The 23,945-nt window shown below is 38.1% G+C and carries 25 protein-coding genes and 2 pseudogenes; 16 read left to right on the top strand and 11 right to left on the bottom strand.

The features are described from left to right. Positions 1 to 43: 43 nt before the first annotated feature. The 3 genes from ACLHDG_RS10160 to ACLHDG_RS10150 form a co-directional block, all read right to left on the bottom strand. A complete protein-coding gene (locus ACLHDG_RS10160; RefSeq protein ID WP_415406119.1) occupies positions 44 to 853 on the bottom strand; it encodes an ion transporter in 810 nt (269 codons plus the stop codon). Positions 854 to 1,158: 305 nt separating this feature from the next. After that, the gene (locus tag ACLHDG_RS10155; RefSeq protein WP_415406118.1) at positions 1,159 to 2,649 is read right to left on the bottom strand and encodes an ABC1 kinase family protein; all 1,491 of its coding nucleotides are present in this window, start codon (positions 2,647 to 2,649) and stop codon (positions 1,159 to 1,161) included. Between the two features lie 58 nt (positions 2,650 to 2,707). Next, positions 2,708 to 2,974: a phasin family protein gene (locus tag ACLHDG_RS10150; protein ID WP_415406117.1), complete on the bottom strand. Its 267-nt coding sequence runs from the start codon at positions 2,972 to 2,974 to the stop codon at positions 2,708 to 2,710. Between the two features lie 132 nt (positions 2,975 to 3,106). Between ACLHDG_RS10150 and ACLHDG_RS10145 the strand changes: the two genes are divergently transcribed. The 4 genes from ACLHDG_RS10145 to ACLHDG_RS10130 all read left to right on the top strand — a co-directional run bounded on the left by ACLHDG_RS10145 (position 3,107) and on the right by ACLHDG_RS10130 (position 5,838). Then, entirely contained in the window at positions 3,107 to 3,322 is a 216-nt protein-coding gene (locus ACLHDG_RS10145; RefSeq protein ID WP_415406116.1) for a DUF4177 domain-containing protein, read from the top strand. Then, complete coding sequence (locus ACLHDG_RS10140; RefSeq protein ID WP_415406115.1) at positions 3,319 to 3,540, top strand: hypothetical protein; 222 nt, start codon at positions 3,319 to 3,321, stop codon at positions 3,538 to 3,540. Before ACLHDG_RS10145 ends, ACLHDG_RS10140 begins: the two co-directional genes overlap by 4 nt. 38 nt (positions 3,541 to 3,578) lie before the next feature. Next, entirely contained in the window at positions 3,579 to 4,316 is a 738-nt protein-coding gene (locus ACLHDG_RS10135; protein WP_415406114.1) for an alpha/beta fold hydrolase, read from the top strand. Positions 4,317 to 4,380: 64 nt separating this feature from the next. Then, entirely contained in the window at positions 4,381 to 5,838 is a 1,458-nt protein-coding gene (locus ACLHDG_RS10130; protein ID WP_415406113.1) for a Mur ligase family protein, read from the top strand. Positions 5,839 to 6,001: 163 nt separating this feature from the next. On the opposite strand, the gene ACLHDG_RS10125 is transcribed toward ACLHDG_RS10130, so the two are convergent. Further along, a complete protein-coding gene (locus ACLHDG_RS10125; RefSeq protein WP_415406112.1) occupies positions 6,002 to 6,433 on the bottom strand; it encodes an META domain-containing protein in 432 nt (143 codons plus the stop codon). 64 nt (positions 6,434 to 6,497) lie between these two features. On the opposite strand from ACLHDG_RS10125, the gene ACLHDG_RS10120 reads away from it, so the two are divergent. Continuing rightward, a complete protein-coding gene (locus tag ACLHDG_RS10120; RefSeq protein ID WP_415406111.1) occupies positions 6,498 to 7,292 on the top strand; it encodes a hypothetical protein in 795 nt (264 codons plus the stop codon). 6 nt (positions 7,293 to 7,298) lie between these two features. Then, the gene (locus ACLHDG_RS10115) at positions 7,299 to 9,179 is read left to right on the top strand and encodes a TRAP transporter large permease subunit (RefSeq protein ID WP_415406110.1); all 1,881 of its coding nucleotides are present in this window, start codon (positions 7,299 to 7,301) and stop codon (positions 9,177 to 9,179) included. A gap of 148 nt (positions 9,180 to 9,327) precedes the next feature. Here the strand turns inward: ACLHDG_RS10115 and ACLHDG_RS10110 are convergent, their stop codons facing one another. Both ACLHDG_RS10110 and ACLHDG_RS10105 read right to left on the bottom strand, forming a co-directional pair. Next, a complete protein-coding gene (locus ACLHDG_RS10110; RefSeq protein ID WP_415406109.1) occupies positions 9,328 to 9,681 on the bottom strand; it encodes a thioredoxin family protein in 354 nt (117 codons plus the stop codon). Between the two features lie 69 nt (positions 9,682 to 9,750). Next, positions 9,751 to 10,137, bottom strand: a complete 387-nt coding sequence (locus ACLHDG_RS10105; RefSeq protein ID WP_415406108.1) for a cytidine deaminase family protein — start codon at positions 10,135 to 10,137, stop codon at positions 9,751 to 9,753. A 93-nt stretch (positions 10,138 to 10,230) separates the two neighbouring features. Between ACLHDG_RS10105 and ACLHDG_RS10100 the strand changes: the two genes are divergently transcribed. The 4 genes from ACLHDG_RS10100 to ACLHDG_RS10085 are packed head-to-tail and all read left to right on the top strand — an operon-like array spanning position 10,231 to position 12,439. Further along, a complete protein-coding gene (locus ACLHDG_RS10100; protein ID WP_415406107.1) occupies positions 10,231 to 10,452 on the top strand; it encodes a hypothetical protein in 222 nt (73 codons plus the stop codon). Continuing rightward, positions 10,453 to 11,307, top strand: coding sequence for a fructosamine kinase family protein (locus ACLHDG_RS10095; protein ID WP_415406106.1), 855 nt, complete (start codon positions 10,453 to 10,455; stop codon positions 11,305 to 11,307). It abuts the gene before it with no gap. 34 nt (positions 11,308 to 11,341) lie between these two features. Continuing rightward, the gene (locus tag ACLHDG_RS10090) at positions 11,342 to 11,869 is read left to right on the top strand and encodes a protein disulfide oxidoreductase (protein WP_415406105.1); all 528 of its coding nucleotides are present in this window, start codon (positions 11,342 to 11,344) and stop codon (positions 11,867 to 11,869) included. 30 nt (positions 11,870 to 11,899) lie between these two features. Next, positions 11,900 to 12,439: a PhnA domain-containing protein gene (locus tag ACLHDG_RS10085; protein ID WP_415406104.1), complete on the top strand. Its 540-nt coding sequence runs from the start codon at positions 11,900 to 11,902 to the stop codon at positions 12,437 to 12,439. 216 nt (positions 12,440 to 12,655) lie between these two features. On the opposite strand, the gene ACLHDG_RS10080 is transcribed toward ACLHDG_RS10085, so the two are convergent. Further along, positions 12,656 to 13,339, bottom strand: coding sequence for a pirin family protein (locus tag ACLHDG_RS10080; RefSeq protein ID WP_415406103.1), 684 nt, complete (start codon positions 13,337 to 13,339; stop codon positions 12,656 to 12,658). 147 nt (positions 13,340 to 13,486) lie between these two features. Here ACLHDG_RS10080 and ACLHDG_RS10075 point away from each other — a divergent pair, with 147 nt between their 5' ends. The 5 genes from ACLHDG_RS10075 to ACLHDG_RS10055 all read left to right on the top strand — a co-directional run bounded on the left by ACLHDG_RS10075 (position 13,487) and on the right by ACLHDG_RS10055 (position 20,061). After that, complete coding sequence (locus ACLHDG_RS10075) at positions 13,487 to 14,407, top strand: AAA family ATPase (protein WP_415406102.1); 921 nt, start codon at positions 13,487 to 13,489, stop codon at positions 14,405 to 14,407. Beyond that, positions 14,373 to 15,242: a hypothetical protein gene (locus tag ACLHDG_RS10070; protein ID WP_415406101.1), complete on the top strand. Its 870-nt coding sequence runs from the start codon at positions 14,373 to 14,375 to the stop codon at positions 15,240 to 15,242. The genes ACLHDG_RS10075 and ACLHDG_RS10070 overlap by 35 nt, the downstream gene beginning before the upstream one ends. Next, positions 15,211 to 17,148 carry a transglutaminaseTgpA domain-containing protein gene (locus tag ACLHDG_RS10065; protein ID WP_415406100.1) on the top strand — a complete coding sequence of 646 codons (1,938 nt, stop codon included), beginning with the start codon at positions 15,211 to 15,213 and terminating at the stop codon, positions 17,146 to 17,148. Before ACLHDG_RS10070 ends, ACLHDG_RS10065 begins: the two co-directional genes overlap by 32 nt. Before the next feature lie 136 nt (positions 17,149 to 17,284). Beyond that, positions 17,285 to 18,730 (top strand): OprD family outer membrane porin, encoded by a 1,446-nt coding sequence (locus ACLHDG_RS10060; RefSeq protein ID WP_415406099.1) that lies wholly within the window; start codon positions 17,285 to 17,287, stop codon positions 18,728 to 18,730. A gap of 173 nt (positions 18,731 to 18,903) precedes the next feature. After that, the gene (locus ACLHDG_RS10055; RefSeq protein ID WP_415406098.1) at positions 18,904 to 20,061 is read left to right on the top strand and encodes a transposase; all 1,158 of its coding nucleotides are present in this window, start codon (positions 18,904 to 18,906) and stop codon (positions 20,059 to 20,061) included. Between the two features lie 295 nt (positions 20,062 to 20,356). Here ACLHDG_RS10055 and ACLHDG_RS10050 read toward each other — a convergent pair whose 3' ends face one another. The 3 genes and pseudogenes from ACLHDG_RS10050 to ACLHDG_RS10040 form a co-directional block, all read right to left on the bottom strand. Next, the gene (locus ACLHDG_RS10050) at positions 20,357 to 20,674 is read right to left on the bottom strand and encodes a hypothetical protein (protein WP_415406097.1); all 318 of its coding nucleotides are present in this window, start codon (positions 20,672 to 20,674) and stop codon (positions 20,357 to 20,359) included. Positions 20,675 to 20,824: 150 nt separating this feature from the next. After that, a complete protein-coding gene (locus ACLHDG_RS10045; protein WP_415406096.1) occupies positions 20,825 to 21,484 on the bottom strand; it encodes an outer membrane protein in 660 nt (219 codons plus the stop codon). 392 nt (positions 21,485 to 21,876) lie between these two features. Continuing rightward, positions 21,877 to 22,170 (bottom strand): annotated as a pseudogene (locus tag ACLHDG_RS10040) (IS3 family transposase); the annotation flags it as partial. A gap of 69 nt (positions 22,171 to 22,239) precedes the next feature. Between ACLHDG_RS10040 and ACLHDG_RS10035 the strand changes: the two are divergent. After that, positions 22,240 to 23,342 (top strand): IS3 family transposase gene (locus tag ACLHDG_RS10035; protein WP_415405754.1). Its coding sequence is split into 2 segments (ribosomal slippage): positions 22,240 to 22,501 and positions 22,501 to 23,342, totalling 1,104 coding nucleotides; the frame shifts between segments, so codons are not numbered across the junction. A gap of 10 nt (positions 23,343 to 23,352) precedes the next feature. On the opposite strand, the pseudogene ACLHDG_RS10030 reads toward ACLHDG_RS10035, so the two are convergent. Beyond that, positions 23,353 to 23,934: pseudogene (locus tag ACLHDG_RS10030) on the bottom strand (IS3 family transposase); the annotation flags it as partial. Between the last annotated feature and the right edge of the window lie 11 nt (positions 23,935 to 23,945).

Below are 23,945 nucleotides of genomic sequence, written 5' to 3'. Positions count from 1 at the left end.
TCAGTGATAACTTGAGGGCGAATCGGTAAGTCGCCCGTGGGTTCTATCTGGACACTATCAACTCTTTGAGCTCTTTTATATCATTTCGTAACTTTTGAATTTCTAACTTTGCTGTATCTTCACCTGCGTGAAATTCTTCAATGATATGTTCTTCCTCGTTAGCATTCATCTCATTCATAGCATCTACAACAATAGCGATAATAAGATTAACAATAATAAAGGTAGCTAGGAAAATAAATGGAACAAAAAATATCCAGGCAAGTGGATAAACTTCCATGATAGGACGCACAATTCCCATAGACCAGGATTCCAGTGTCATAATTTGAAACAGTGTATAAAAGGACTCACCCAGTGTTCCGAACCACTCAGGAAACTTTTCGCCAAACAGTTGTGTCGACATAATGGCAAAGATATAGAAAAAGAGTGTCAGCAGTCCTGCAATAGAAGCAATACCTGGGATCACACTCAATAAAGCAGTGATGATCTTCCTCATTTGCGGTACAACCGTTATAAGTCTGAATAGCCTTAATACTCTTAAAACCCTAAAGATCTCGAATCCTGCACTTGCAGGAACCAGGGAGATCGCAACAATGGTAAAATCAAATAGTGACCATGGATCTCTGAAAAATGATGCTTTGTGTACATAGATCCTTAAAGTGATCTCTATGGTAAAGACAGTGACAACAAACAGATTAAACAACTCAAAGAAGGTATAGTAATCTGTGGCAAAGCTTTTTGATGTCTCAAAGCCCATTGTAATACCATTGAGAATGATAATACCCATGATAAAATTTTGAAATTTACTGTTCTCTACGAGATTTTTTATTGCGAGATGTTTTGTTGTGTGATGCATTTTTATTCTTTCTTTGATATTTATCGCCAAGAGGTGATCTAATGATCGTTTATAATTCATACAGTCAACTATTCAAGGTGTGTCGCACCAGATGGTTGATAGTTTTGGTATTTACTTAGAATCATGAACGTGAAAGAGCACCTGGCGACTAAAAGGAGGAAACTGTTCTAAGTTTTGGGGTTTAAAATTGTTTCAAAGGAAAGAAAATATCCCCAAATGCTCTTCTAAGCGCATAATAATATAGATAAGTTAACTGTATGCAAATGAAGAACAATTCTTCTGTAATTATTTTCAAAAACTTATTGCTATTTATAGAGTAGTCTGATTGCTCCCACTGCAAAAATAACTATGGCATAGAGCTTCAACGATGGATCCAAAGCCAGTAGAAAAAAAGCAAGTAAAATAAGAATTAAAGAACTCTTGAATGCACTGATACGGTTTCCGATGCGGCTTTCCAGCCACTCTATCTGTCTCTCACTGAGATGTACCCGTATTTCATCTTCACTGATCTTCTGTATGCTTGTACGTACCTGTCTGAGCGTCAAAGGAAGCGATCCCATCTCGTCAGCCAGTGCTTCAAGTATGCCGTTGTCAGCACCTAAAGCTCTGGGGATATTTTTTTGGAGAATAGGCAGAATATCCTTGACACCATTAAAATTATCGATATAGGTAGTTCCAAGACCTTCGATAATGGCAGAGGCTCTCAGAATATATACAGCCTCCTGCGGGAGTTTGAAAGGAAAATCGCGCATCGAAGCCATGACACTAAAGGCAAGCTCCTGCATACTTATTGCATCGAGTGTATCGTCACCAAAGATGTCAAACATTCGCTGTGCCAGTTCGGTCATCTGATCCTGCGGTGCCTCATAGGCGATAACTCCCAGACGCTTGCAGCTGGAGATATAAAGTTCAAAATCCTGCTCATGTGCCGACTTGACCATCTCAATGATCGCGATACGTGAGGGATTGCTGATACGTTTGACCATACCAAAATCCAGCAGTACCAGAGTCCCGTCTTTTCGGATCAGAAGATTCCCGGGATGGGGATCGGCATGGAAATAACCATTGAGAAGCATCTGCTCAGTATAGAAAACGATCAGCTTCTCCATTGTCGCATAAAAATCGATCTGATTTTCCAATAGGGCTTCCCTGTCATCAAAACGCATTCCCTCTTCAAAACTCATTACGATCGCATCATCACTACAATATGTTTCATAGGGTTTGGGAAAAACAATACCGCTCTTTTGATAAGTGGCGGAAAAACTCTTCAGATTGGAAAGCTCTTGTTGAAAGCTTACTTCTTTGAGGATCATATCGGTAAATTCGGCGATCAGTGCGTCCATGGAGTTTTTGGTATAGTGCGAAAAGAGTGGCCTGAAGATACGGTTGAAAAATGTGAGGATACGGATATCGGCACGAACCTGGGGAACGATTTGGTAACGTCTTAGTTTTACGGCTACATGCTCACCGCTTTTTAGCCAGGCCTCATGTACTTCTCCAATGGAAGCACTGGCAATAGGTGTTTTTTCAAAACGCTTAAAAGGCTCTTTATTGGGAAAGGCACTTTGATAGACTTTCTGGAAATCCTCTGATGACATGGGAGGGATCTCATCATGCAAAGAGCGTAGTTCTTTGAGATAAACATCGTCAAATAGATCGGCTCTGGTTGCCAATACCTGCGCCAGCTTAATGAAACTTGCACCGAGTTCATTGATACTTATTTTAAGTGCTTCAGGTGATTGAGGCCGAAAAAAAAGAAAACGTTCTTTATGCTTGATCAGCAAAAAAATAGTCATAAGGAAGACAAAAACCCGCCAAATCCGACCGGGTGAATAGTTTGAGAGTCGCAATGGGTTACTTTTTCATCTCTTTTGTAAGTGCCTTGATATCCTCTTTGGTGGCCACACCCATCTCATCAAGTGCTTCTTTGATCACTTCTTTAAGATGTGCTTTGAACTCTTTTTCCTCTTCTTCACCTTTGACTTTGGCTTTGTCAATGAAATTCTGCGCTTCTTCCTTATTCAGCTTTCCTTTTTCAACCAATTCACTGAGCTCTTTTTCAACTTTTTCTTTGGCCAGGAGAGCACCTCCCAATCCTATATAAATTAAATCTTTCAACATGGTTGCTTCCTTTCTAACATTTTTTTATTATACCATAAGAAAAATGCAGAGGTATAGTGTTGGATGATATATGAAGCCAACAAATAGTCCCTTTATGATAAAATTATTGCATTAATTTATAAGGTATAGCATATGACAGAATATAAAGCAGTGATCTATCAAGAGGGGATGCTTGGTTCACTTCTTTTGGGTCAGTCCAAGGTCAATCCTGTACGTTTCTCTGAATTCCTTAATGCCAATGCCCAAGATGGTTGGGAAGTGGTTACGATGGAGAAAGATATTCGTAGGATGTTACTTCTTTTTAAAAGAGAAGGGTATGTGGTAATACTCAAAAGGGATAAAAAATGAATGCAATGAAATTGGCAAGTGTGATCACAGGGGTTGTGTTGGTATTGTATGCAATATTTGCCTTGATACAACTATGGATGACAGTAGTTCCATGGGCTACCTTTGTCAAGATCAGTATTACGGCTGCTGTTATTGTCATAGTCACTTTAGGTTTGGCAATGCTCTACAGAGAGTATATTGAAGAGAAATCGATGAAAGAAGATAAATATCTCGATTAATATGTTAAAATAATCCAATTTAAAATAAACGGTGAAACATGGCATCTAAAGAGATAACCTATAAAGAACAACCTTTCCAACTCTCTTATGAATTAGTGAACCCTGCACAAGAGCCGGTACTTCTCGTATTACATGGATGGGGAAGCAATAAAGAGATCATGAAACAGGCCTTTGCTAAGACACTACCGGAGTATAAACACATCTACCTGGATATGCCGGGTTTTGGTAAAAGTACCAATGAGATGATACTCACTACTGAAGACTATGCAAACATTGTAAAACTTTTTTTAGATGAGCTTGGTGTGCGTGCAACCATAGCCATGGGACACTCCTTTGGTGGTAAGGTGTCAACATTGCTTGACACTCCTTGTTTAGTGCTTCTCTCTTCTGCGGGTGTTGTTACGGTAAAGCCATGGTCAGTGAAGATCAAGATCGCTACATTTAAACTGCTTAAACCTCTGGGTATGAAAAAGATACGTGAACTTTTTGTGGCTCCGGATGCTCAAGGGATGAGCCATGAAATGTATGAGACTTTTAAAAATGTAGTGGATGAAGACTTTGAAGCTTCATTTGCAAAAAGTCAGAGTAGAGCACTTTGTTTCTGGGGTAAAGAAGATACAGCAACACCACTCTATACAGGTGAGAAGATAGCCGGACTTATAGAGAACTCTGAGTTCTACCCTTTAGATGGAGATCACTTCTTTTTTTTAAAGCATAGTGCTTTCATTGCACAGACCATTACTGAACAATGTATCTCGCCAAAGGCGAAGCTTTAGTGACTGAGTGAATGGTGAGCTTTGCTTATCATTCATGAGATTTTAATAACAAGGATATTACAAAATGATACAACTGATCAATTCTCTTTTTTATGCACTTTTTATTTTAGCTATGGGCTACTATTTCATCACGAACTTACAATGGTACAGCTATAAGTTAAATCGTGTACTTTTTCACCATACTAAAACGTGGTGGCATTTTGTTTACTTCTTAATACCGTTTGCACTCTATATGCTTGTAAGCTACACAAGTGACTATGGTTTTGTTGTTGTCATCGCATACTTGGCTTTACTGTTCCAATGGTACAAAGGGCTTGATAAACCATTGGTGTTTACAGGAAGAGTGAAACGTTTCTTTGCCGCGATGCTTCTCTTTGCTATTTTTATCGCTGTAACATTTGGACATTTTACGGTGGTTATCCCACTCTTTTTAGCGTACTTTATTTCACTATTCATCGAAATGATGCTTTTTAACGGTTTTAAAGTGAAAGCAGAAAAGAAGATAGAATCTATGGAGAAGCTGACGGTTGTGGGGATCACAGCGAGTTATGGTAAAACGAGTATCAAAAATTATGTGGAGCATCTTCTTAAAGCCAAGTACAAAACTTACGCTACACCACGTTCTGTCAACACACTTGGCGGTGTGATGAAAGATGTCAACGATGACTTGCCTGAAGATACAGAAGTTTATGTTGTTGAGATGGGTGCGAGAGGTGAGGGTGACATTGCTGAGATCACTACGTTTGTAAACCCTCACTATGTTGTAGTAGGAAAGATAGGCCCTGCACATATAGAGTACTTTAAAACGATGGAAAACATCCGTAATACCAAGATGGAGATACTCCAAACAAATAGACTCAAAGAGGCGTGGATACATGAGAGTGCCATGGTGAAACCTGAGTCAAATATACATACTTTTGGTGAAAATACGAACTTAGATATTAAAATGAATGTACCCGCACCAAAGTATGTTATAGAAAATGTGGAAGCTACACTGGATGCAACAAGTTTTACTCTTGATGGTGTACGATACTCTGCAAGTATCCTGGGTGCGTTTAATGCTATGAATTTAGCTGCTGCAGTGTTAGTAGCTAAAACACTGGGACTCAGTGATGAACAGATACAAGAGGGACTCTCTACACTTAAAGCGGTTGACCATAGACTGCAACGTATCGATGCAGGAGGGAAAGTCATACTTGATGACAGTTTCAACGGAAACATCGATGGTATGATGGCTTCATTTGACTTGGCAAGTACTTATAAAGGGCGTAAAGTTGTTATTACCCCGGGGCTTGTTGAGGTAGATGATGAGTTGAATGTTCAAGTGGCTAAAAAAGCTGATGAAGTGTTTGATGTAGTGGTTGTTACCGGTGATCTGAACTATGCCATCTTTAAAGAACATATAGATCCAGATAAGTTAGTGAAGCTTGCGTCTAAAGCGGAGATGGAAGAGATGCTTGTAGAGCAGACTACTGTAGGAGACCTAATACTCTTTGCCAATGACGCTCCAAGTTTCGTCTAATTTCATACTATCTTTACTTCATCTTTGGTTGAATGGGCTTTGCTCCGTTCAGTCACTTACTATTAGTAAGCTTCTTCACTACACAAAACCCATTCAACCAAATCTAAAGCAAACTAAAATGAAATTATTAAGTTTAAAATAGTTTTATGATAGCACTTAGCCTTTAATCCCCCATTCTCTTAAAAAAGAGATTATGACTTGGACTCTTAATGGTGATGCCATTTACGCCATATCTTTTAGCTTCAGTGATGCTAAAACCTTCACTTACTGTCTCATGTAATCTCTTACTTACATAACTTTGTATAGACCCTCTGCATGCCATTCTTGTTGAGGCAAGTTGTGAGCTCATGTTTGCGTTACTGTTTTTTTTCAATATACCTGAGATACGGTTACATCCGTCAAAGCCATTGATTTTCATCTTCTTTGTGTCAAAGTCCAAGATGGCTCTGGCTTTTCGTACTTCCATCCCATCCATAACGCGTAGATGCCAGTTGCCATTGAGATCGTCTAAATCTATAGTTTTTGTCTCTGCCAGTAGATAATTTGTAGATAAAAAGATAAGTAGACTTAAGATAGAGATTTTTTTGTAAAGCATTCAAAGTTTCCTAGTTTATATAGTATAATTGAAACTATACATTGATATGATTAACGGAGCATTTATGAGAGTTATTTTATTTTTTATTTTGTTTTTGTCAACACTTTTTTCTTCAGAGATCAAACTCACCGACAAACAAGCTAACTACATCGCTAAAAAAGTATGGCAAAATGAAGGGGCTGGTCTTGACAAATACTTAGTCCACTGGAATGATGGAGAGGATTTCGCTTCAGTAGGTATAGGTCACTTCATCTGGTTCTCTAAAGGGCATACAGAACGTTTTAGAGAAGTGTTTCCTATGGTTGTGGCATTTATGGAGAAAAAAGGTGTAAAGATGCCTTCTTGGCTCAACTCTAAAACATCACTGCCTTGGAACTCCAAAGCTGAGTTTTATGCAGCTAAAAAAGCACATAGTAAAAAGCATACAGAATTATTTGCTTTTCTCAAAGCAACGATGCCTGAACAAGCAGAGTTCATGGCACAACGTCTTAGCCAAGCACTTCCTCAAATGTTGGAAACTATAGATGACCCTAAAAAACAGGCACTTATCAAGAAACGTTTTTATGAAGTGATGCATAACAAAGATGGTTCAGTAAATGAAAGAGGTCTCTATGTCCTACTTGACTATACTAACTTCAAAGGTGAAGGTACACTTAAAAGCGAACGTTACAAAGGGCAAGGCTGGGGACTACTTCAAGTACTTGAACACATGGATCCTAAAGAGCCAAACAAGCTTAAAGCCTTTGCTATGTCAGCCAAAGCCATGCTCTCAAGACGCATTAAGAACTCTCCTCCTGCTAGAGGGGAAGAGAGATGGCGTAAGGGATGGAATGTACGACTTACTACCTATTGGAAATAATAAAATATGCAACAATTACAATTTTCGTATTATTTAGATAGGATTTCTAAATACTCAGGACTATTTGCCGCTATTTTAGTAGTTGTCCTCTCCTTTCTGGTAGCCTACGATGCTGGGATGCGTTATCTTTTTTCGGCTGGCTCTATAGCACTTCAAGAAGTGGAGTGGCATCTTTTTGATGTGATTTTTTTGCTTGGGCTTACTTATGCACTTAAACATGACAAACATGTAAGAGTAGATATCTTTTTTGAACGGTATAGCCAAAATACACGGATGATAGTTCAGATACTCTCTATGTTGTTACTTGTGCTTCCTTTTTCACTACTCTTTTTAAATGATGCTTTTGATATGACTATGCAGAGTTATCTACAAAATGAAGTTTCTTCTGACCCAGGGGGGCTTACACATCGTTGGCTTATCAAGGCTATGTTAGTACTTTCTTTTGTGTTACTCATACTCCAAGCCGTAAGTGAGATATTGAAGGCGTATCATCGGATAGAGAAGAAGATAGTCTTATGGCGTACACTTAGGATAGTGTTGCTTTTAGGTACTTTGGTTTATGTGGCTTGGTATAACAGACTTGAGTTTTGGTTTGATCCTGTGTTTCTCATGTTTGGCTTGGCTTTGGTTTTGCTCATGGCTGGCTTCCAGGTAGCCTTTGTCTTTGCAGGGGTGGCACTTTTCTTTGCTCTCATAGCTGATGAGGTAGGGTTAGGCGTACTTGAGATGCTCCCTTATAGAACTTACGGCATCATGGGCAATGTCACGCTTATGGCAGTGCCACTCTTCATCTTCATGGGGCTTATACTCGAAAAGTCCAAGATGGCAGAAGGATTGCTCATCTCTATGGGGAAACTCTTTGGGCAGGTGAGGGGTGGCTTGGCTATCTCTGTGGTACTTGTGGGAGCAATCTTGGCTGCGAGTACAGGCATCGTAGGAGCTTCAGTGGTGATGATGAGTCTCATTGCTCTGCCTTTGATGCTTAAACATAACTACTCACCTGCATTGGCTTCTGGTTCCATTGCTGCGAGTGGTACACTAGGACAGCTTATTCCCCCTTCAATTGTTCTCATCATCCTTGGTGATCAAATGCACTTGAGCGTGGGCGATCTGTTTCGTGCAGCTGTTGTTCCGGGACTCTTGCTCATCGTTTTGTACGTTATCTATATCTTAGTAATCTCTTACCTAAACAAAGAGGTAGCACCTGCCATTATCTCAGATGAACCCTATGGTGCTGTGCTTAAAGAGGCAGTCAAAGAGATCATTCCTCCGCTGTTGCTCATCATGGTGGTACTTGGTTCCATCTTTGCAGGTATCGCGTCACCTTCAGAGTCTGCTGCCATTGGTGTATTGGGAGCGATGTTATTGGCTGCCATCAAGAGAAACTTCTCTTATGAGATGGTACGTTACGCAGCCATAGAAACAGTCAAACTCACCGCAATGATCTTTATGATACTCATCGGAGCAACTGCATTCTCATTAGTCTTCAATGAACTGGGTGGTGGAGACATGGCGATGGAATTCTTTGCTGGTGATATGGGTGACAAATGGATGTTCATACTCATAGCAATGCTGGTCATCTTCTTGCTGGGCTTCTTTATAGACTTCATTGAGATAGCTTTTGTAGTTGTACCTATTTTAGTGCCTATTGTAGCATCGTTTGGTATAGACCCCATCTGGTTCGCCATTCTCATAGCCATGAATTTACAAGCCTCGTTCCTTACTCCACCATTTGGTTTTGCACTCTTCTACCTTAAAGGTGCAGCAGGGGACAAAGTAAGTACGGGAGCTATCTATCGAGGAGTGATTCCATTTATCTTGTTACAGGTGTTGGCTTTGGGGATTATTGTGATGTTTCCTGAATTGATTTATTTGTTTGGGAAATGAGACCCGTTAAATAAATGACAACTGTTTGTCGTTTGTAGGGTCGGAACCAGAGTGGTGCCCTAACCAAAGGGAGGAAATGCCCTTGGGATGCGGAATGAACAAAGTGAATGAAGCCATGGCGGAAGCTAGTTGATGTGAAATAGAACTTTTACGTAAACAATCTCGAAAAAAATGACCCTTTCCCAGCCAACTTATCAATAAGTTCAAAATAATACGTTTCATGCTTTAATCCAAGTTCCGGATACTTGAGTTTTTCGTTTGGCATGACGGCTATGGTAAAAGGTACAGACCGTACCTTAAAAGATTCAGCCAGTTTAGGGTTTCTGGAGACATTGCACTTTACAACAGCGATACCATTCTCTTCACCATACTTTTCAAGTCTTTCATCTATAAGCTGCGTTAGCATCTGACAAGGTCCACAGGTAGGAGAATAGAAGTCTATAAAGACAGGCTGTTCGTTGTTCTTGATGATCTTTTCATAATTTTTATCTGTAAGTTCCATATGTCATTGTATCTAGATTTTCTTTGGTTTTGTTACTGTTTTGTAAGTGGAAATAAGAGAAATGATTTGCTAAATACTTGGTTCCCATCGGTTAGGTAACAGTTCGTCCAAGGTCATATATTTCTCTTTAGATAGATACACTTTTGTGTTTAAGTTTTTGCTGTCGATTTGAAACATAAGTTCTCTGCATCGTCCACATGGGGGTATAATAAACTCTGAGTTTGTTGCAACGATCATTTCGATCTGCGTTTCTCTGTTTTTTAACATTTCAGCAATGGCTGAATGTTCTGCACAAAATCCGATACCGCAGGCTACCTCTATATTGATACCGGTAAAAACATTCCCTTTTGCAGTTAAAAGTGCAGCACCAACAGACCCTGCAGAAAAATCAGCGTTACTTAGTTTATATTCTCCAACAACTTTACGTGCTTCTTCAATTAATTCTTCTGCGGTCATAATGTTCCTCTTGATGTGGTAATAAATGTTATTTCAACAGTATATCAAAATCTAAAAAAGAAGAAAACAGATTTCTTATAGTAAAATACCAATATGGAACAAAATATAAAAATAGAATTTAAACAAAGCACCGTAGATGACCTCATAGCATTTTCTGAGATACTGAAAAAAGATATTAACGTGATGATCGAAGAGGCACTTGAACAATATTTTGAGAGTGAACAACAAAAGCTTATAGAGAAGAATATGAACGATGAAAATGCCATGACCAACTTGGATTATGATGAGTTTTGGGATGGATTGGATCTGGGTTAGATGGAGCAAATCAAACAACATCTCTCCAGTAAGTTAGGAAAAGAAGTTTTATCTGTAGACTTCTTTACCGAGGGGCAGATAGGTGACATCTATATAATCCAAACAGCAGATGAAAGCTATATACTAAAAACCTCACTACCCTCGGACAGGCTTCAAATAGAAGCAAAAATGCTCCAAGATATTAATAAATATGATATACCTGTTCCCAAAGTATATGCTTTTTCTGAAACCTATCTGCTTTTAGAGTTCATAAAAGAAAAAGGCTTAGGCAAAGAAGCAGAAGAGTTAGCCGCTGCCAAAGTATTGACAGACCTGCACTCTGTGACCAATGAGAGTCGAATGTATGGATATTATTATGATACGACCATTGCTTCTTTTATGCAACACAATGAACAGACTCAATACAATTGGGGGCTTTTCTTAGGACAGATGCGTATTATGCCTATGGCTAGGATATGTTATGATAAAGGTGAAATATCTAAGCAGACGCTAGTGAGGCTAGAAGGGTTGTGTAGAGATATCTATAAACGTATTGATATGAGTAGTATTACACCTTCACTGTTACATGGAGACCTGTGGGGAGGTAATATATTATATAATATTAAAGGTGCTGTACTGATTGATCCCGCTATCTATTTTGGAGACAGAGAGATGGAATTGGCTTTCATCGTGATGTTTAATACCTTTGGAGAAACATTTTTTAATGCCTATAAAGAAGTACATCCCTTGAGTCAAGATTTTTATAATACGAAAGTACCACTCTATCAGATCTATCCACTATTGGTACATGTCGCACTCTATGGCAGTACGTATACAGGACAGCTTGAAGAGGTACTCAAAAGGTTAAAAGTATGATAAGAATCAACAATCCAATGCAGGGAGGTACTAAATGCAGAGTCCTACAAAATGGAATCCAAAAAATTGGAATATAAAAAAGATACTCAAAGAGATAGCCATAGCATTGCTTATGATCTTTGTAGTGAGTAACGTGATGAGTTATCTACGAAAACCTACGCTAGAGAGCAATGTATTGCCTCAGATGGAAGAGAAGCTTCTAGATGGTACTTTGTTTACAAGCGAAGCTATAGAAGGCAAGCCCATCATCATACATTTTTGGGCGACATGGTGTCCTACGTGTAAGCTTGAAGCTGCAAATATCCAGAGTATCTCAGAAAAATTCAGAGTATTGACCATCGCAGTGCAGTCTGGAGATGATAGAGAGGTTGAAACCTATATGAAAGAGAATGGCTTGGATTTTAAAGTGCTGAATGATATAGATGGGGTATGGGCAAAGAAGTTTAAAGTGGAAGCTTTTCCGACGACTTTTATCTATGATAGTAAAGGTGAATTGAGGTTTACTGAAGTGGGATATACGACAACGGCTGGAATACTAGCTAGATTAAAATTAATAGAGTAAAATACGACCAATAATATAGAAGGAAACAAAATGAGTATAGATAAAGCATTGATGGATAGATCTGGTGGTAAGTGTGAGTTGTGTGGTTCTGAGGATGGACTCAGTGCTTATGAAGTAGCACCTAAAGATGAAGCAATCGTTATCTGTAGTACCTGTGCTGCATCTATAGAAGAACCAACCAGTAATGAGAAACACTGGAACTGCCTGCATGACAGTATGTGGAGTACAGAGCCCGCAGTACAGGTGATGGCATTTAGACTCTTGACACAACTTGGTGCACAAGATCAACTTGATATGCTTTACCTGGAAGATGATGTAAAATCATGGGCTGAGGAAGGTCTGGCAGAGGAGAAGCAAGAACCAACACGTGATGCCAATGGGACTATCTTGGAAGAGGGTGACTCTGTGAGTATCATCAAAGACCTTGTGGTTAAAGGTGCCGGATTTACTGCTAAACAAGGTACAACAGTAAAAAACATACGTATGGTACCAGGTGACCCGACACATATACAGGGACGTGTAAACGGAACTATGATTTTCATCATTTCTGCATTTTTGAAAAAACTGTAAATACCTTCACTGTAGAGTTTTCGTTTTTATAAGCTCTATAAACCCGGAATATGCAATAGAGATCACTCAACTACATCAAATCATTGCATTGTGGGCATTCACAAAGAATCATCGATTAACCTATGGGTTAAACTCAAATTCTTTGCAAACACCCATAGCACAAGCATTCGATGGATTTCAAGCAATTCTATTGCATAATCCGGGATAAACCTATTTCTAACTTGTCTCTGCCTGCATAACGATCATAGTTACATCTGAGGTAGCCTTAAAATAAATTTGATCTGCTTTGATGAGATCTCCTTCTTCAAAATCCAAAGTATTGTTTGTACCTTTACCTTCTGTGAGATACGCTAAAAAAGGTCTTTTCAATATAAATACCTGTGAGGGACTTAATGATACGATCTCAATAGTAGTGTGACTGGCAAGAGTGTCATCCTGATCATTTTCACCTCCGTAAACACGAGTAACTTGACTTGGTTCTATTTTATAAAGTCTATACTCCGCAGCTTCACCCTTGTGTTCAGGAAGAACCCATAGTTGTATCATTCGATTGCGAGTATTATCCGGATTGATCTCATTATGAGAAAAACCATTACCTCCTGCACGCTGCACCTGAACATCACCTGCTTTAAGCAACTCTCCGGCACCAAGTGTACCTTGGTGTTCAATTTGACCTTCTACTATAACAGAGATAACATCGATCTCTTCATGATGGTGCATGTGTGTCTCACCTTCCGGATCAAATCTTGCGTCAGCAAGGTAGACTAAATTACCGATGCCATCCCATGCATATGGAGCAGCTTGCTGTCCGAAAAGTTTTGGATTCATAACCAAACGATATTCTTTTAAACCGGCAAAACCACCCAATGGTAAGTCATTACGATGTAGAACTTCAATCATGATCTTTATCCTCCTTTGCTAAGTATGTTAAGTATAGGTGAAGTCTGTGGAATATGTATGTAGTAAAAACGATTAGTATTTTTATTTATTTTATGGTTTTATTTAAATAATCTCTGATTTTAACTACTCTTTATGATAAGATAACATATGAAAAATCTTGATCCGAAATTTAGTTCTATTGTTGATGCTGTTGAGTCTAAACTGATAGGTAAACGTCATGCTATTACCATGACCCTTGCGGCCTTTTTTGCCAGAGGACATGTACTACTTGAAGATATCCCAGGTGTAGGGAAAACCACACTGGCGAAACAACTTGCCCATGTACTAGGACTTGATCTGGGACGTATACAGTTTACCAGTGACCTGCTTCCCTCTGATATTTTGGGTGTCAACTATTTTGACCAGAAGCAGAGTCGTTTTGTACTTAAAAAAGGACCTGTCTTTACACAGTTCTTACTGGCAGATGAGATCAACCGTTCTATGCCAAAAACCCAATCTGCTCTGCTGGAAGCCATGGAAGAACATCAGGTCACACTTGATGGTACTGCCTATAAACTCGAAGAGCCTTTTTTTGTAATGGGTACGCAAAACCCTTTTGAAGAAGTAGGTACCTTTGCTTTGCCTCATTCTCAGCTTGATCGTTTTATCTGCTCTTTTGGTATCGGGTATCCTGATCATGCATCTGAACGACAGATATTATCTAACAATGCTTCAGAAGAAACAGAAAACAGCGAAGTACTTTTAGATGTAGAACGCATTCAAACGATCCAAAATGATGTGACGAAAGTACATCTTTCTGATGCTTTGTTGGATTATCTGCAAGCGATCATTGCATTTACCCGTGAAAGCGGGTTGTTTTACCATGGACTCTCTACACGTGGTGCCCTTGCCTTAAGAGACATGACTTGTGCATGGGCTCTCTTGCATGGACGCACCTATGCTGTCCCTGATGATATACAGGCGATCATCCCTGGTGTCTGTAAGCATCGTCTGAAATTTAAAGAGGGAAAAACTACCTCCCAACGCATTAGTGATGAACTTTTTTCAAACATTCAATCAGACACGTAAACGACTTAAACAGCGTGCCACATGGTATAGTCTGCTTGTTGTCATTATGCTTTTTGGCTTCTTTTTGGAAGCTTATATGCATAACTTCAACCTTGTCTATATCACACTTTTTTTTGTCTTTGGTGCTGCCATGAGTGCCAGTCCTCTGGGGATACTCAATATTGGCAGACTTGAGGTAAAACTGAAAAACTGTGAACGGCTGTTTGCCAAGGAGCAGAGTTTTTGTTATTTTAACTGTCATAACCCGGCTACTTTTGAAAGTTATGCTATAGAGCTGCATTGTATGGAGCAACATACGTCTATCACTCGTATTCCTGCACAAAAGACCATCCCTGTCAAACTCTCTCTTATCCCACAAAAACGCGGCAATCTTGAAATTAAAGAGTGTTTTTTACAAAGTATTTTTCCTCTTTATACAGTTCGTTTTATTCTGCCTCTGGAGTGTGAAGTGACACGCACTGTCTATCCAAGACCAGCTGGTGTCTCACTGCAAGAGTATTTGGCAAAACATAAAGCTGCTTTTGGAGATGAACAGGATTTTGATGGTATACGCTATGATGCACAGGCACACAATCTGGCTAAAGTTCATTGGCCTTCTGTAGCAAAAGGGGAATTGGCCATTAAAGTATTTGATCATGAACTTCCTCATGATACACTGCATTTTGATTTTATTGATGCAGGAGAAAGTGATGAAGCACGTCTCTCACAACTGACACTTTGGACTCTGGAGTGCGAACAGAGAAGTTTGGATTTTGAAATTCTGCTGCCACAGGAAAGACTACACTCACAAAGGATGGAGATAGATGAGATTCTTACCAAATTGGCTCTCTACTGATTTTAAGCCCTCATCCTTGCAGCTGCTTGATATTGCTTATATTGTTGTAATATTACCTTTATTGGTCGTCATCAAAGTACCAATGTTGCTCTTCTTGCTGCTTGTACTTGTACTACTTATTAAAGATAAAAAACCTACAGTACTTACTTTGATAAGTGTTGGTCTGTTGGGTGCATTTGCATTGTTTCTTTCTCTGTATGGATCGTTCAATTTCGCGGGTATCTCACGTCTTAAACTCTTTATTGAACTACTGACCTATCTGCTTTTTATCGCTGTAGCACTACAAAGACTTACCGGGGTTATTAATATATATCTAAAGATCTCTCCACTTCTACTGCTTGCTTTGAGTCTTTTTTTCTTTCACTCCATCCCAATGCTTTTTTATATTATGGTGGAGATATTCATTCTGATACTGCTTATTCTTTGGCAGATCATGCAGAGTGACCTTCGTCGTGTATTTCGTGTTACATCCCTGCTGTTTTTAAGCGCTTTGCCTTGGGTGATACTGCTTTTTATCTTCTTCCCCCGTATCTCTTTTGAACATGCTACTTATGGATTTAAGGGAGAATCCATTAAACGGATGGGGCATGATGGTACGATGCATCTTGATAATACGGCACTGCTTGTGCCTTCTGAGCGTATTGTGATGGAGGTAGGATTTAATGGAGATATTCCATCTTCTGATAGACTTTACTTTAGAGGGAGTGTCCTCTACGAAGATAAGAAAAATCAATGGGAACCCATCACACAGAGAATGGACTACGCTGGCAGACCAGCTTTTGATACGATACAACAGCTTACCCAGTATAAAGTCACACTCTATCCTACACATAAAAGATGGCTCTATCTTCTCGATATGCCTTTTGAAGCACCTAAGGGTGCGACCATTAATGCTGATCTTGAAACCAAACTGCAAAAAAATATCACTGAAGTCCAACGCTATGTAGCCACATCAGTGCTTAGTCATCAGACGAAAAAAGTTTTAGATACCAGAACCGGTAAGGCAGCACTCTCCTACGACAAAAATGCCAATCTTAGAAGTCAAAGCAGGGCAGACGATATACGAAAAGAGTTTAGTACACCCTTAGAAAGGCTCATTGCGGTACAGAGCCACTTTAAAAAGCAGGAACTCACCTATACACTACGCCCGAAGCCTCTTGACCTTAATAACAGTACCGATAGTTTCCTTTTTGATACCAAGAGAGGCTATTGTGTACATTTCGCAGCAGCATTTACTACGATGACCCGTATGTGTGAGATACCTTCCCGTATCGCTACAGGATACAAATCAGATGGGAAGAATAGTGTAGAAAACTATCTTGTCATCAAAGAAAAAGATGCCCATGTATGGGTTGAAGTCTATCTTGACTCACAATGGAAACGTATAGAGTCTACAGCATTGGCAGCACATATAGATATAGGAGAAGATGAACAAAGACAAATGGATTCATCTGCAACTACATTGGCTAAACTTAATCTAAATCTTCTTTATCTGAAGTACCAAATTGAAACATGGATACTTGAATACAGCTATTTGAGACAGATGAAACTTTTTGAGTATCTCAGATCTGACATTCTGTTTCTTATTAAATTTATCTTGGTATTACTATTTTTTATTATTGCTACCGTGCTGGGGTGGAAATTACTGAGGCGTCAAAGTTGTGAAGATGAGTTGCTTTGTCTTCTTTCCCCTGTGCTTAAAAAACTTGGAAAAATGGGCTATTACCGCAAAGTAGATGAGAGTTTGCAGCAGTTTTTTACACGCATTCAACTTGATCATGAATCTGACAAACTTAAAAGGATAAACCAACAGTATCATCAACTCCGTTATGCACCAGACCCGACATTTCAAATGCATAAAGAGTTCAAACAGCTAATAAAAGAGTTTTTACAAACATCACCTTAATTTCGTCATAAAAACTGGATCATCTAGCTTTGATATTTCATTATATATTAAAGTATATAACGATATACTTTTGCCCAGTTACTTAATTTTTTTTAACAACCGTTATATACTTAATACTATAACCAAAAGGGACTGAATGAGACTACTTTATATATTTTTAACGCTATCACTATTCATTTATGCGCAAGAAGATACTATCAAACGAGAACTCAAAAGTAACTCGACACTAAAAGAACTTATAAAGCCTAATAAAGTTGAAACACTGAGTGAGATGTTTACAGAAGGTGTTTACTATGGACGACTTCGTTTTAACTCTTTTCTCTTTGATTGGGATACGGAGGTAGAAAATAAAAGAAAAGACCACTATACCATAGGTGTAGGAGGAAGCCTCATTTACAAAAGTGCTTACTTAAATGGCTTAGGCTTTACAGTAGGAGGCTATACATCACAGAACCCCTGGCATATGGATGATGAAGATGTCAAATACTACAAAGTAGGGAAAGGTGTTCTTGAACGCTATGATGTAGCAACCAAAGGAAAGTATGGAATCAGCTCTCTGGCACAAGCATATTTAGAATATAAAGGTGAAGAGTTCTCTCTTAAAATTGGTCGGCAGATCTTTGAGAGTCGTATGAGTAAAAGTAATGATATCAAAATGATACCCAACACTTTTGAAGGGGTAACGCTCCACTCAACCATCATCCCTAAACATAATCTTAAAGCTGCATACCTCACCAAACAGAAACTAAGAGATCATACGGAGTTTCACCACATTTTTGCTTATGATGATGGAGAGGGTGAGTATGATATGTGGCGAGAAAATGACGATACAGCGATGCACAGAGGGATAACCCTAAGTAAACTAGAAGCCCTTGGTATAGAAGATAGATTGCTACTCTTTGAACTGGATAATGGTATAAAAGAGGATTTTACCTATTTATTTAACTACACTTTAGTACCTGAACTCTTCTCTTCAATGACTATTGATCTGGGTTATAAATATGTAGTAAATGAATTCAAAATCTCACCAGCCTTGCGTTATATGCACCAGTTTGACCATGGAGCAGGAGAGATCGGAGGAGCGAATCTAAAAACGAACAATATAGCTTACTCCGATCCTGACAGTGTAGAGACTGATCTGTATGGTGTTAGAGTTGACGTAAGCAAAGATAATTGGCGAATCCGAACTGGAGTCAGTAGAGTTGCCGACAAGGCAGATATTATTTCACCTTGGAGAGCGTTTCCTACTGGAGGGTTTGGTTATTCTTTGCTTCAGTACAATTGGTATGCAAATACTACTTCATATCTGTTGGAAGGAAAATATGATTTTAAAGCCTATAATTTGCATATGTTGATGCGTTATGCGATCCAAGATTTTGATGATGATAAACCGGGAGTTCAAGCTGACAGTAATGTACTTCAACTTGATCTGATCAAAAAGTTTGACAGTCTGCCAAACTTTTATGCTAAATTGCGTATGGTTCGAGTTAAGGGTGATGATAATACGATAATAATGGATGGAACAAAAAAACTTGATCCATCCTATAAAGATTTTCGGTTTGAGTTGAACTATCTATTCTAAAAAAAGGAAATTTTATCTCTAGATCCAAAACCTTATAAAGTTATATATTGAGCCACTTGCAGATTCTAATAAAAAGTTGATTATTAAGAGTATAACGCAGAAAAAAGCTGATTCTGATTTCAAAAGGTTATAATTTTTTACCACAAAAATCTAACAAAAAAAAGAGTCAGCTTATGAAAAAAATTATACCTTCACTTTCAAAAATGTGGCTTAAAGTCATTAATTTAGAGCAGAGCCTTTTTCCCAAACTACAAGAATCTATGGGGTCGTTAAGTCCTAAAGAAGAAAAGCTGATAAAGATCCTTGACTTTGCAGAAATAGAAAGGTTTGTCTCCACTGTACAGATCACTAATCCTCCCAAAGACAGAGAAGAGTTAGCTCGTGCCTTTGTTGCTAAACAGGTTTACAATTTCCAGACTACAAGTGCCTTGATAGACAGGTTGAAAATTGATAGAACATTAAGAGTCATATGCGGATGGAGACATCACAATAAGATCCCCAGTGAATCTAAATTCAGTCGTGTCTTTAAAGAATTCAGTCAACAACGTATTGCAACCAAAGCCCATGATATTTTTATAGAGAACTATTTAAGTGAGACACTTTTCTTTTATAGCAGTATTGATTCCACAGCTATTGAACTTAGAGAAAAATCTGTGAAGAGTAAAAAAGAAATCAAGCCAAAACGAAGACAGGGACGTCCAAAGAAAGGAGAAGAGCTTCCTCCTAAAAAGCCAAGTATTCTACAACAGCAGGAGAAAATGAATGAAGCCAAAGAAATATTATCTCTTATAGGAACAGAGTGTAATACTAGTATCAAACAGAATTCAAAAGGTAACCGGCACAAATGGACAGGAGGTAAACTTCATCTCTCAGTAGTAGATGGTGATATTCCTATCACAGCACTATACTCTTCTGCATCTGTGCATGATAGTTCATTGGCATTACCGCTCATTAAACAGAGTAGTCAAAAAGTAAACTATTTGTATGATCTGGCTGATGCTGCCTATGATACCAGTATCATAAGGAATTATTCTAAAAAACAAAATCACAAACCCATTATTGATATCAATCCAAAGAATTCAAAAAAGCTGAAAGAGAAAATAGCTTTAGCTAAAAGTGAAAAGAAGATATTACAGCCACTCAGACTCTATAATAACTCAGATGATCTGCACTACAACCAACGAAGCAGTGTTGAAAGAGTCAATGCCTATTTGAAAGACAACTATGGATGCAGTAAGATCTATTATCAAGGAGCCCAAAAGGTAGCTTCTGTGTTAGCTTTTGCTGTGTTGTCTGTCTGTATAACTCAATCTCTGAAGCTTGTTACCTAACTTTGTCTAAATAACAGAACCAAAACACCATCTCATTAAACTCAAACCATAAAGCACGCAGTAAAAATAGGGTTTTTAGTGATTTTTATGGTTTTAGCTGTAAATAATCTGATAGACAACCTTTTTTCAATAGTAGATTATAGACTATTGAAAATTAGGTGCTTTATGATGTTGAATTTGCAAGTGGCTCTATTTTATAAGGTTTTTAAAAAGTGTCTACAAAATTGGGGTTATTCCACTCTTAGGGATAGTGTTTTCTCACCTTCTGCTCTTTTTTAGATACATTCATCATAACCTAAATGAAACAACAGCGTAGTAGCACACTTTTTTCATCTGACATTAAAAGGAAAGCCAGAGGGTCATCATGAAAGATACCTAAACCTACTAGATTTTTGAAATCATACTCATCATACTCAATATTGGCCTGTACATAGTCAAACACCATATCATTTATAATGACTTTAGATTTCATGCTATAGTAAGACAATTTGAACAACTCTTCAGTCTCTGATGGTACCCACTCTGTGTCTGTCAATTCGTGTGTCTGCTTACAAAGTCCATCTTGAGCATTGAGGTTTATTAATAGTAGTAAGGCTGATAGTAAAGTTTTCATGTGGCGTCTTATATTATAATATTTATAAGTTAGGCTTGAAAATAAAGCATAGCTATCTTATCTGTATATCTACAACTACTGGACAAGGGAATGATTCCCAAAATATTAAGGAGTGGTCCTACCAAGCCCGAAGGCTCGGCAGAAAAGTTTTTAGAACTGGTAAGTTACACCAAAGTTCCAAGTGTCAATTCTGTCATCTACGTTATTGCCATCAGCATTAACCCATGTATCATCATATAATGATACATAGTCTATGAATACAGAAACACTGTCTGTGAATGAATAATCTGCACCAAGACCCCAAGAGAATCCATCAACAGCATCGCCTCTATATGTATATCCAGCTGATTTGATTTGATAATCAATATCTGCATATCCAAGAAGTGCATAGATATCAAAGTTTTCAGTTACTGGGTACATTGGTTTTACATAAAGACCCCATGTATCAATTTCACCTGTTACACCAATAAAATCATCATCAAATCTAGCATCCCAGCCATTGTCACTCATACCGATCCAGTATCTACCTTCAACTGCTACATAAGAGTTGAATTTATAACCTGCTTGAAGCATGATTTCAGAATAACTTTCTGAATGCTCATCATATGTAAGATTTCCACCAGGGAAAGTTGTTTCGCTATCTGCTTGGATTAAACCATATGCAAGACCAAGATAAAAACCAGAATCTGTTGGCTCAACTACTTCTGGAACTACTACTACCGGCTCTTCTACTGGAGCGATATCTCCACCCGCCATTGCGAATGTACTCATTGCCAAAACTGTTACTAATGAAAGGTTAAACTTTTTCATTTTATTCCTTTGTGTTAAATTACACCAACAGTTTAGCGTAACAATTTGTCGGAATATTGTCATTTCAAATTTAACTGTAATTTATTCCAAAATTATTTAGTTCAATATAGGCTTTCCATTGTTTCGTCAATTCTATTTATATAAAGTTCAGCTTTTAAATAGAGTCATGATTTTCTATTTAATTCCAAAACCTTATAATCTAACATATTTTATAACGTTTATCGCTATAACTACATGCAAGTATTTTATATGAGTAATGAAAACCTTATAAAGTTATATATTTTATAAGGTTTGACCCTAACTAACTTTTTGCAACCAGTATAATATCCACTATTTACATTTGGAATGACCCCTATAACCTAGACACTTACCAATCCAGTAAAAACCTAATTTTATGAAGTCTCAATATTATACCTTTTTTCAAATTCATTTGGTGAGATATAGCCTAAATAACTATGACGTCTTTTGGCATTGTAGAACATCTCTATATACTCAAATATTTTGGATGCTGCAATTTCTCTTGTCTCAAAGTTCTGCTTTCTAACTAACTCTTTTTTGAGTGTTTTAAAAAAGCTCTCTGCCACTGCATTATCATAACAATTTCCACGTCTGCTCATACTCAAGATAATGTTATGCTCTTTTGCAAGTTTTGTATACTCATACGAGCTATATTGACTTCCTTGGTCCTGTAAGCCTCCCCAAAAACCGTACCACCTAAAACAGAATAATTCTGATAAAATAAATCAGGAGAGTTCATGCGAAAGAGTAAGTTCACAGAGAGACAGATTGTTGGTATCCTAAAAGATATAGAAGACGGGGCACCCGTAGTTGAAACACTAAGAGAAAAAGGTGTAAGTAAAGACACTTATTACAAATGGAAGCGTAAATATAGTGGTCTAGAGAGTGGTGATGTCAAAAAGCTCCGTGATCTGGAAAAAGAGAATGCCAAGCTCAAAAAGATGTATGCAGAGATGGCACTGATGAATGAAGCTCTCAAGGATGTGATTGAAAAAAAGCTCTAAAGCCTGATGAGAAGCGAGATACAGTAAAGCATATCGTAATGCATTTTTCATTAAGTATCAATCAGGCTTGTACGATGTTGGAAATTAGCAAGTCAACTTATTATTATGTGAAGAAGCCTAAAGATGATAGCAAAGTAATTGAAGCTCTCAACAGCTTGGTAGATAAATACCCTAGAAACGGCTTCTGGCTACTTTTTAATAGACTTCGTAAGCAAGGCTATGTATGGAATCATAAACGTGTATATCGTGTTTATAAGGCTATGGGACTTAATATCCAGCGTCGTACAAAGAAACGATTACCTAAGCGTATTAAAAATCCTTTACAGGATCTCTATCATCCAAATGAACAATGGAGTATGGATTTTATGTCAGATACGCTCTTTGGAGGCAGAAGATACCGTATCCTCAATATCATGGATGAATTTAACCGTGAACTCATAGAGTTTGAAGTTGACACTTCATTGCCTTCAGCAAAGGTGATTGAAGCACTACGAAGAGCTGTAGATTTTAGAGGTAAGCCAAAGTCCATACGTGTAGACAATGGTCCAGAATTTATCTCTCACAAACTAGAGATATGGTGCTATATCCATTCTATAGAGTTAAAGTTTATACAGCCAGGCTGTCCTACGCAAAATTCAAGAGTTGAACGTTTTAACGGTTCTATGAGACGAGAGTTTTTTCATGCTTATCTATTTGATACATTGGATGAAGTAAGAGTAGCAGCCAAAGAGTGGATTGATGATTATAACTACAATAGACCACACAAGTTTTTAGGAAAGTTAAGTCCTGTTGAATATTTAGAAAAGTACAATTTAGAACAGAGTTATTCTGCTTAGACTGGTTTGATTTAAGGGGAGGCTTACAGTCCGAATGCAGTATCACGCTGTCTGTATTGTTAAGTCTTGTTGTAGCCATTTTAAGAGCTTTTATGATTAAAGGCGTGGTTTGCCTATGACCTGTAGCCCAACCTACTATTTTTCGACTATAGAGATCTAACACAGTAGCTAGATAAACCCATCCTTCTTTAGTTCTAATGTATGTGATGTCACTTACCCATGTATCGTTTGGTTTTTCTACGATGAAACATTGTTTCAGATAATTAGGATGTGCTTTATGAACTGATCCAGCTTTGCTATAGGGTTTACGTTTATAGGTGCCTACACCATAGAGTTTAGCTTTACTCATCAATCTTGCCACACGTTTTTTATTGACATGAATACCAAGCTCTCTTAAATCCTTATGTATATTTCTTGAACCATATACACCATTGGACTCTTTGTATGCCTCTTTTATATGGGTTAGTAACTTCTGATTTTCAAACTCTCTATTGGAAATGGGTTGATTTAGCCACTGGTAGTATCCGCTTCGGTGCACTTTCATTACTTTACACATTTTATCTACTGTATAAGTATGACTATACTCTTTAATAAAAGAGTATT

This window comes from Sulfurovum iocasae, assembly GCF_047716765.1.
Classification (GTDB): Bacteria; Campylobacterota; Campylobacteria; order Campylobacterales; family Sulfurovaceae; genus Sulfurovum.
Note: the sequence above shows the minus strand (reverse complement) of the source record. Positions and strands in the feature narration are given on the sequence as shown.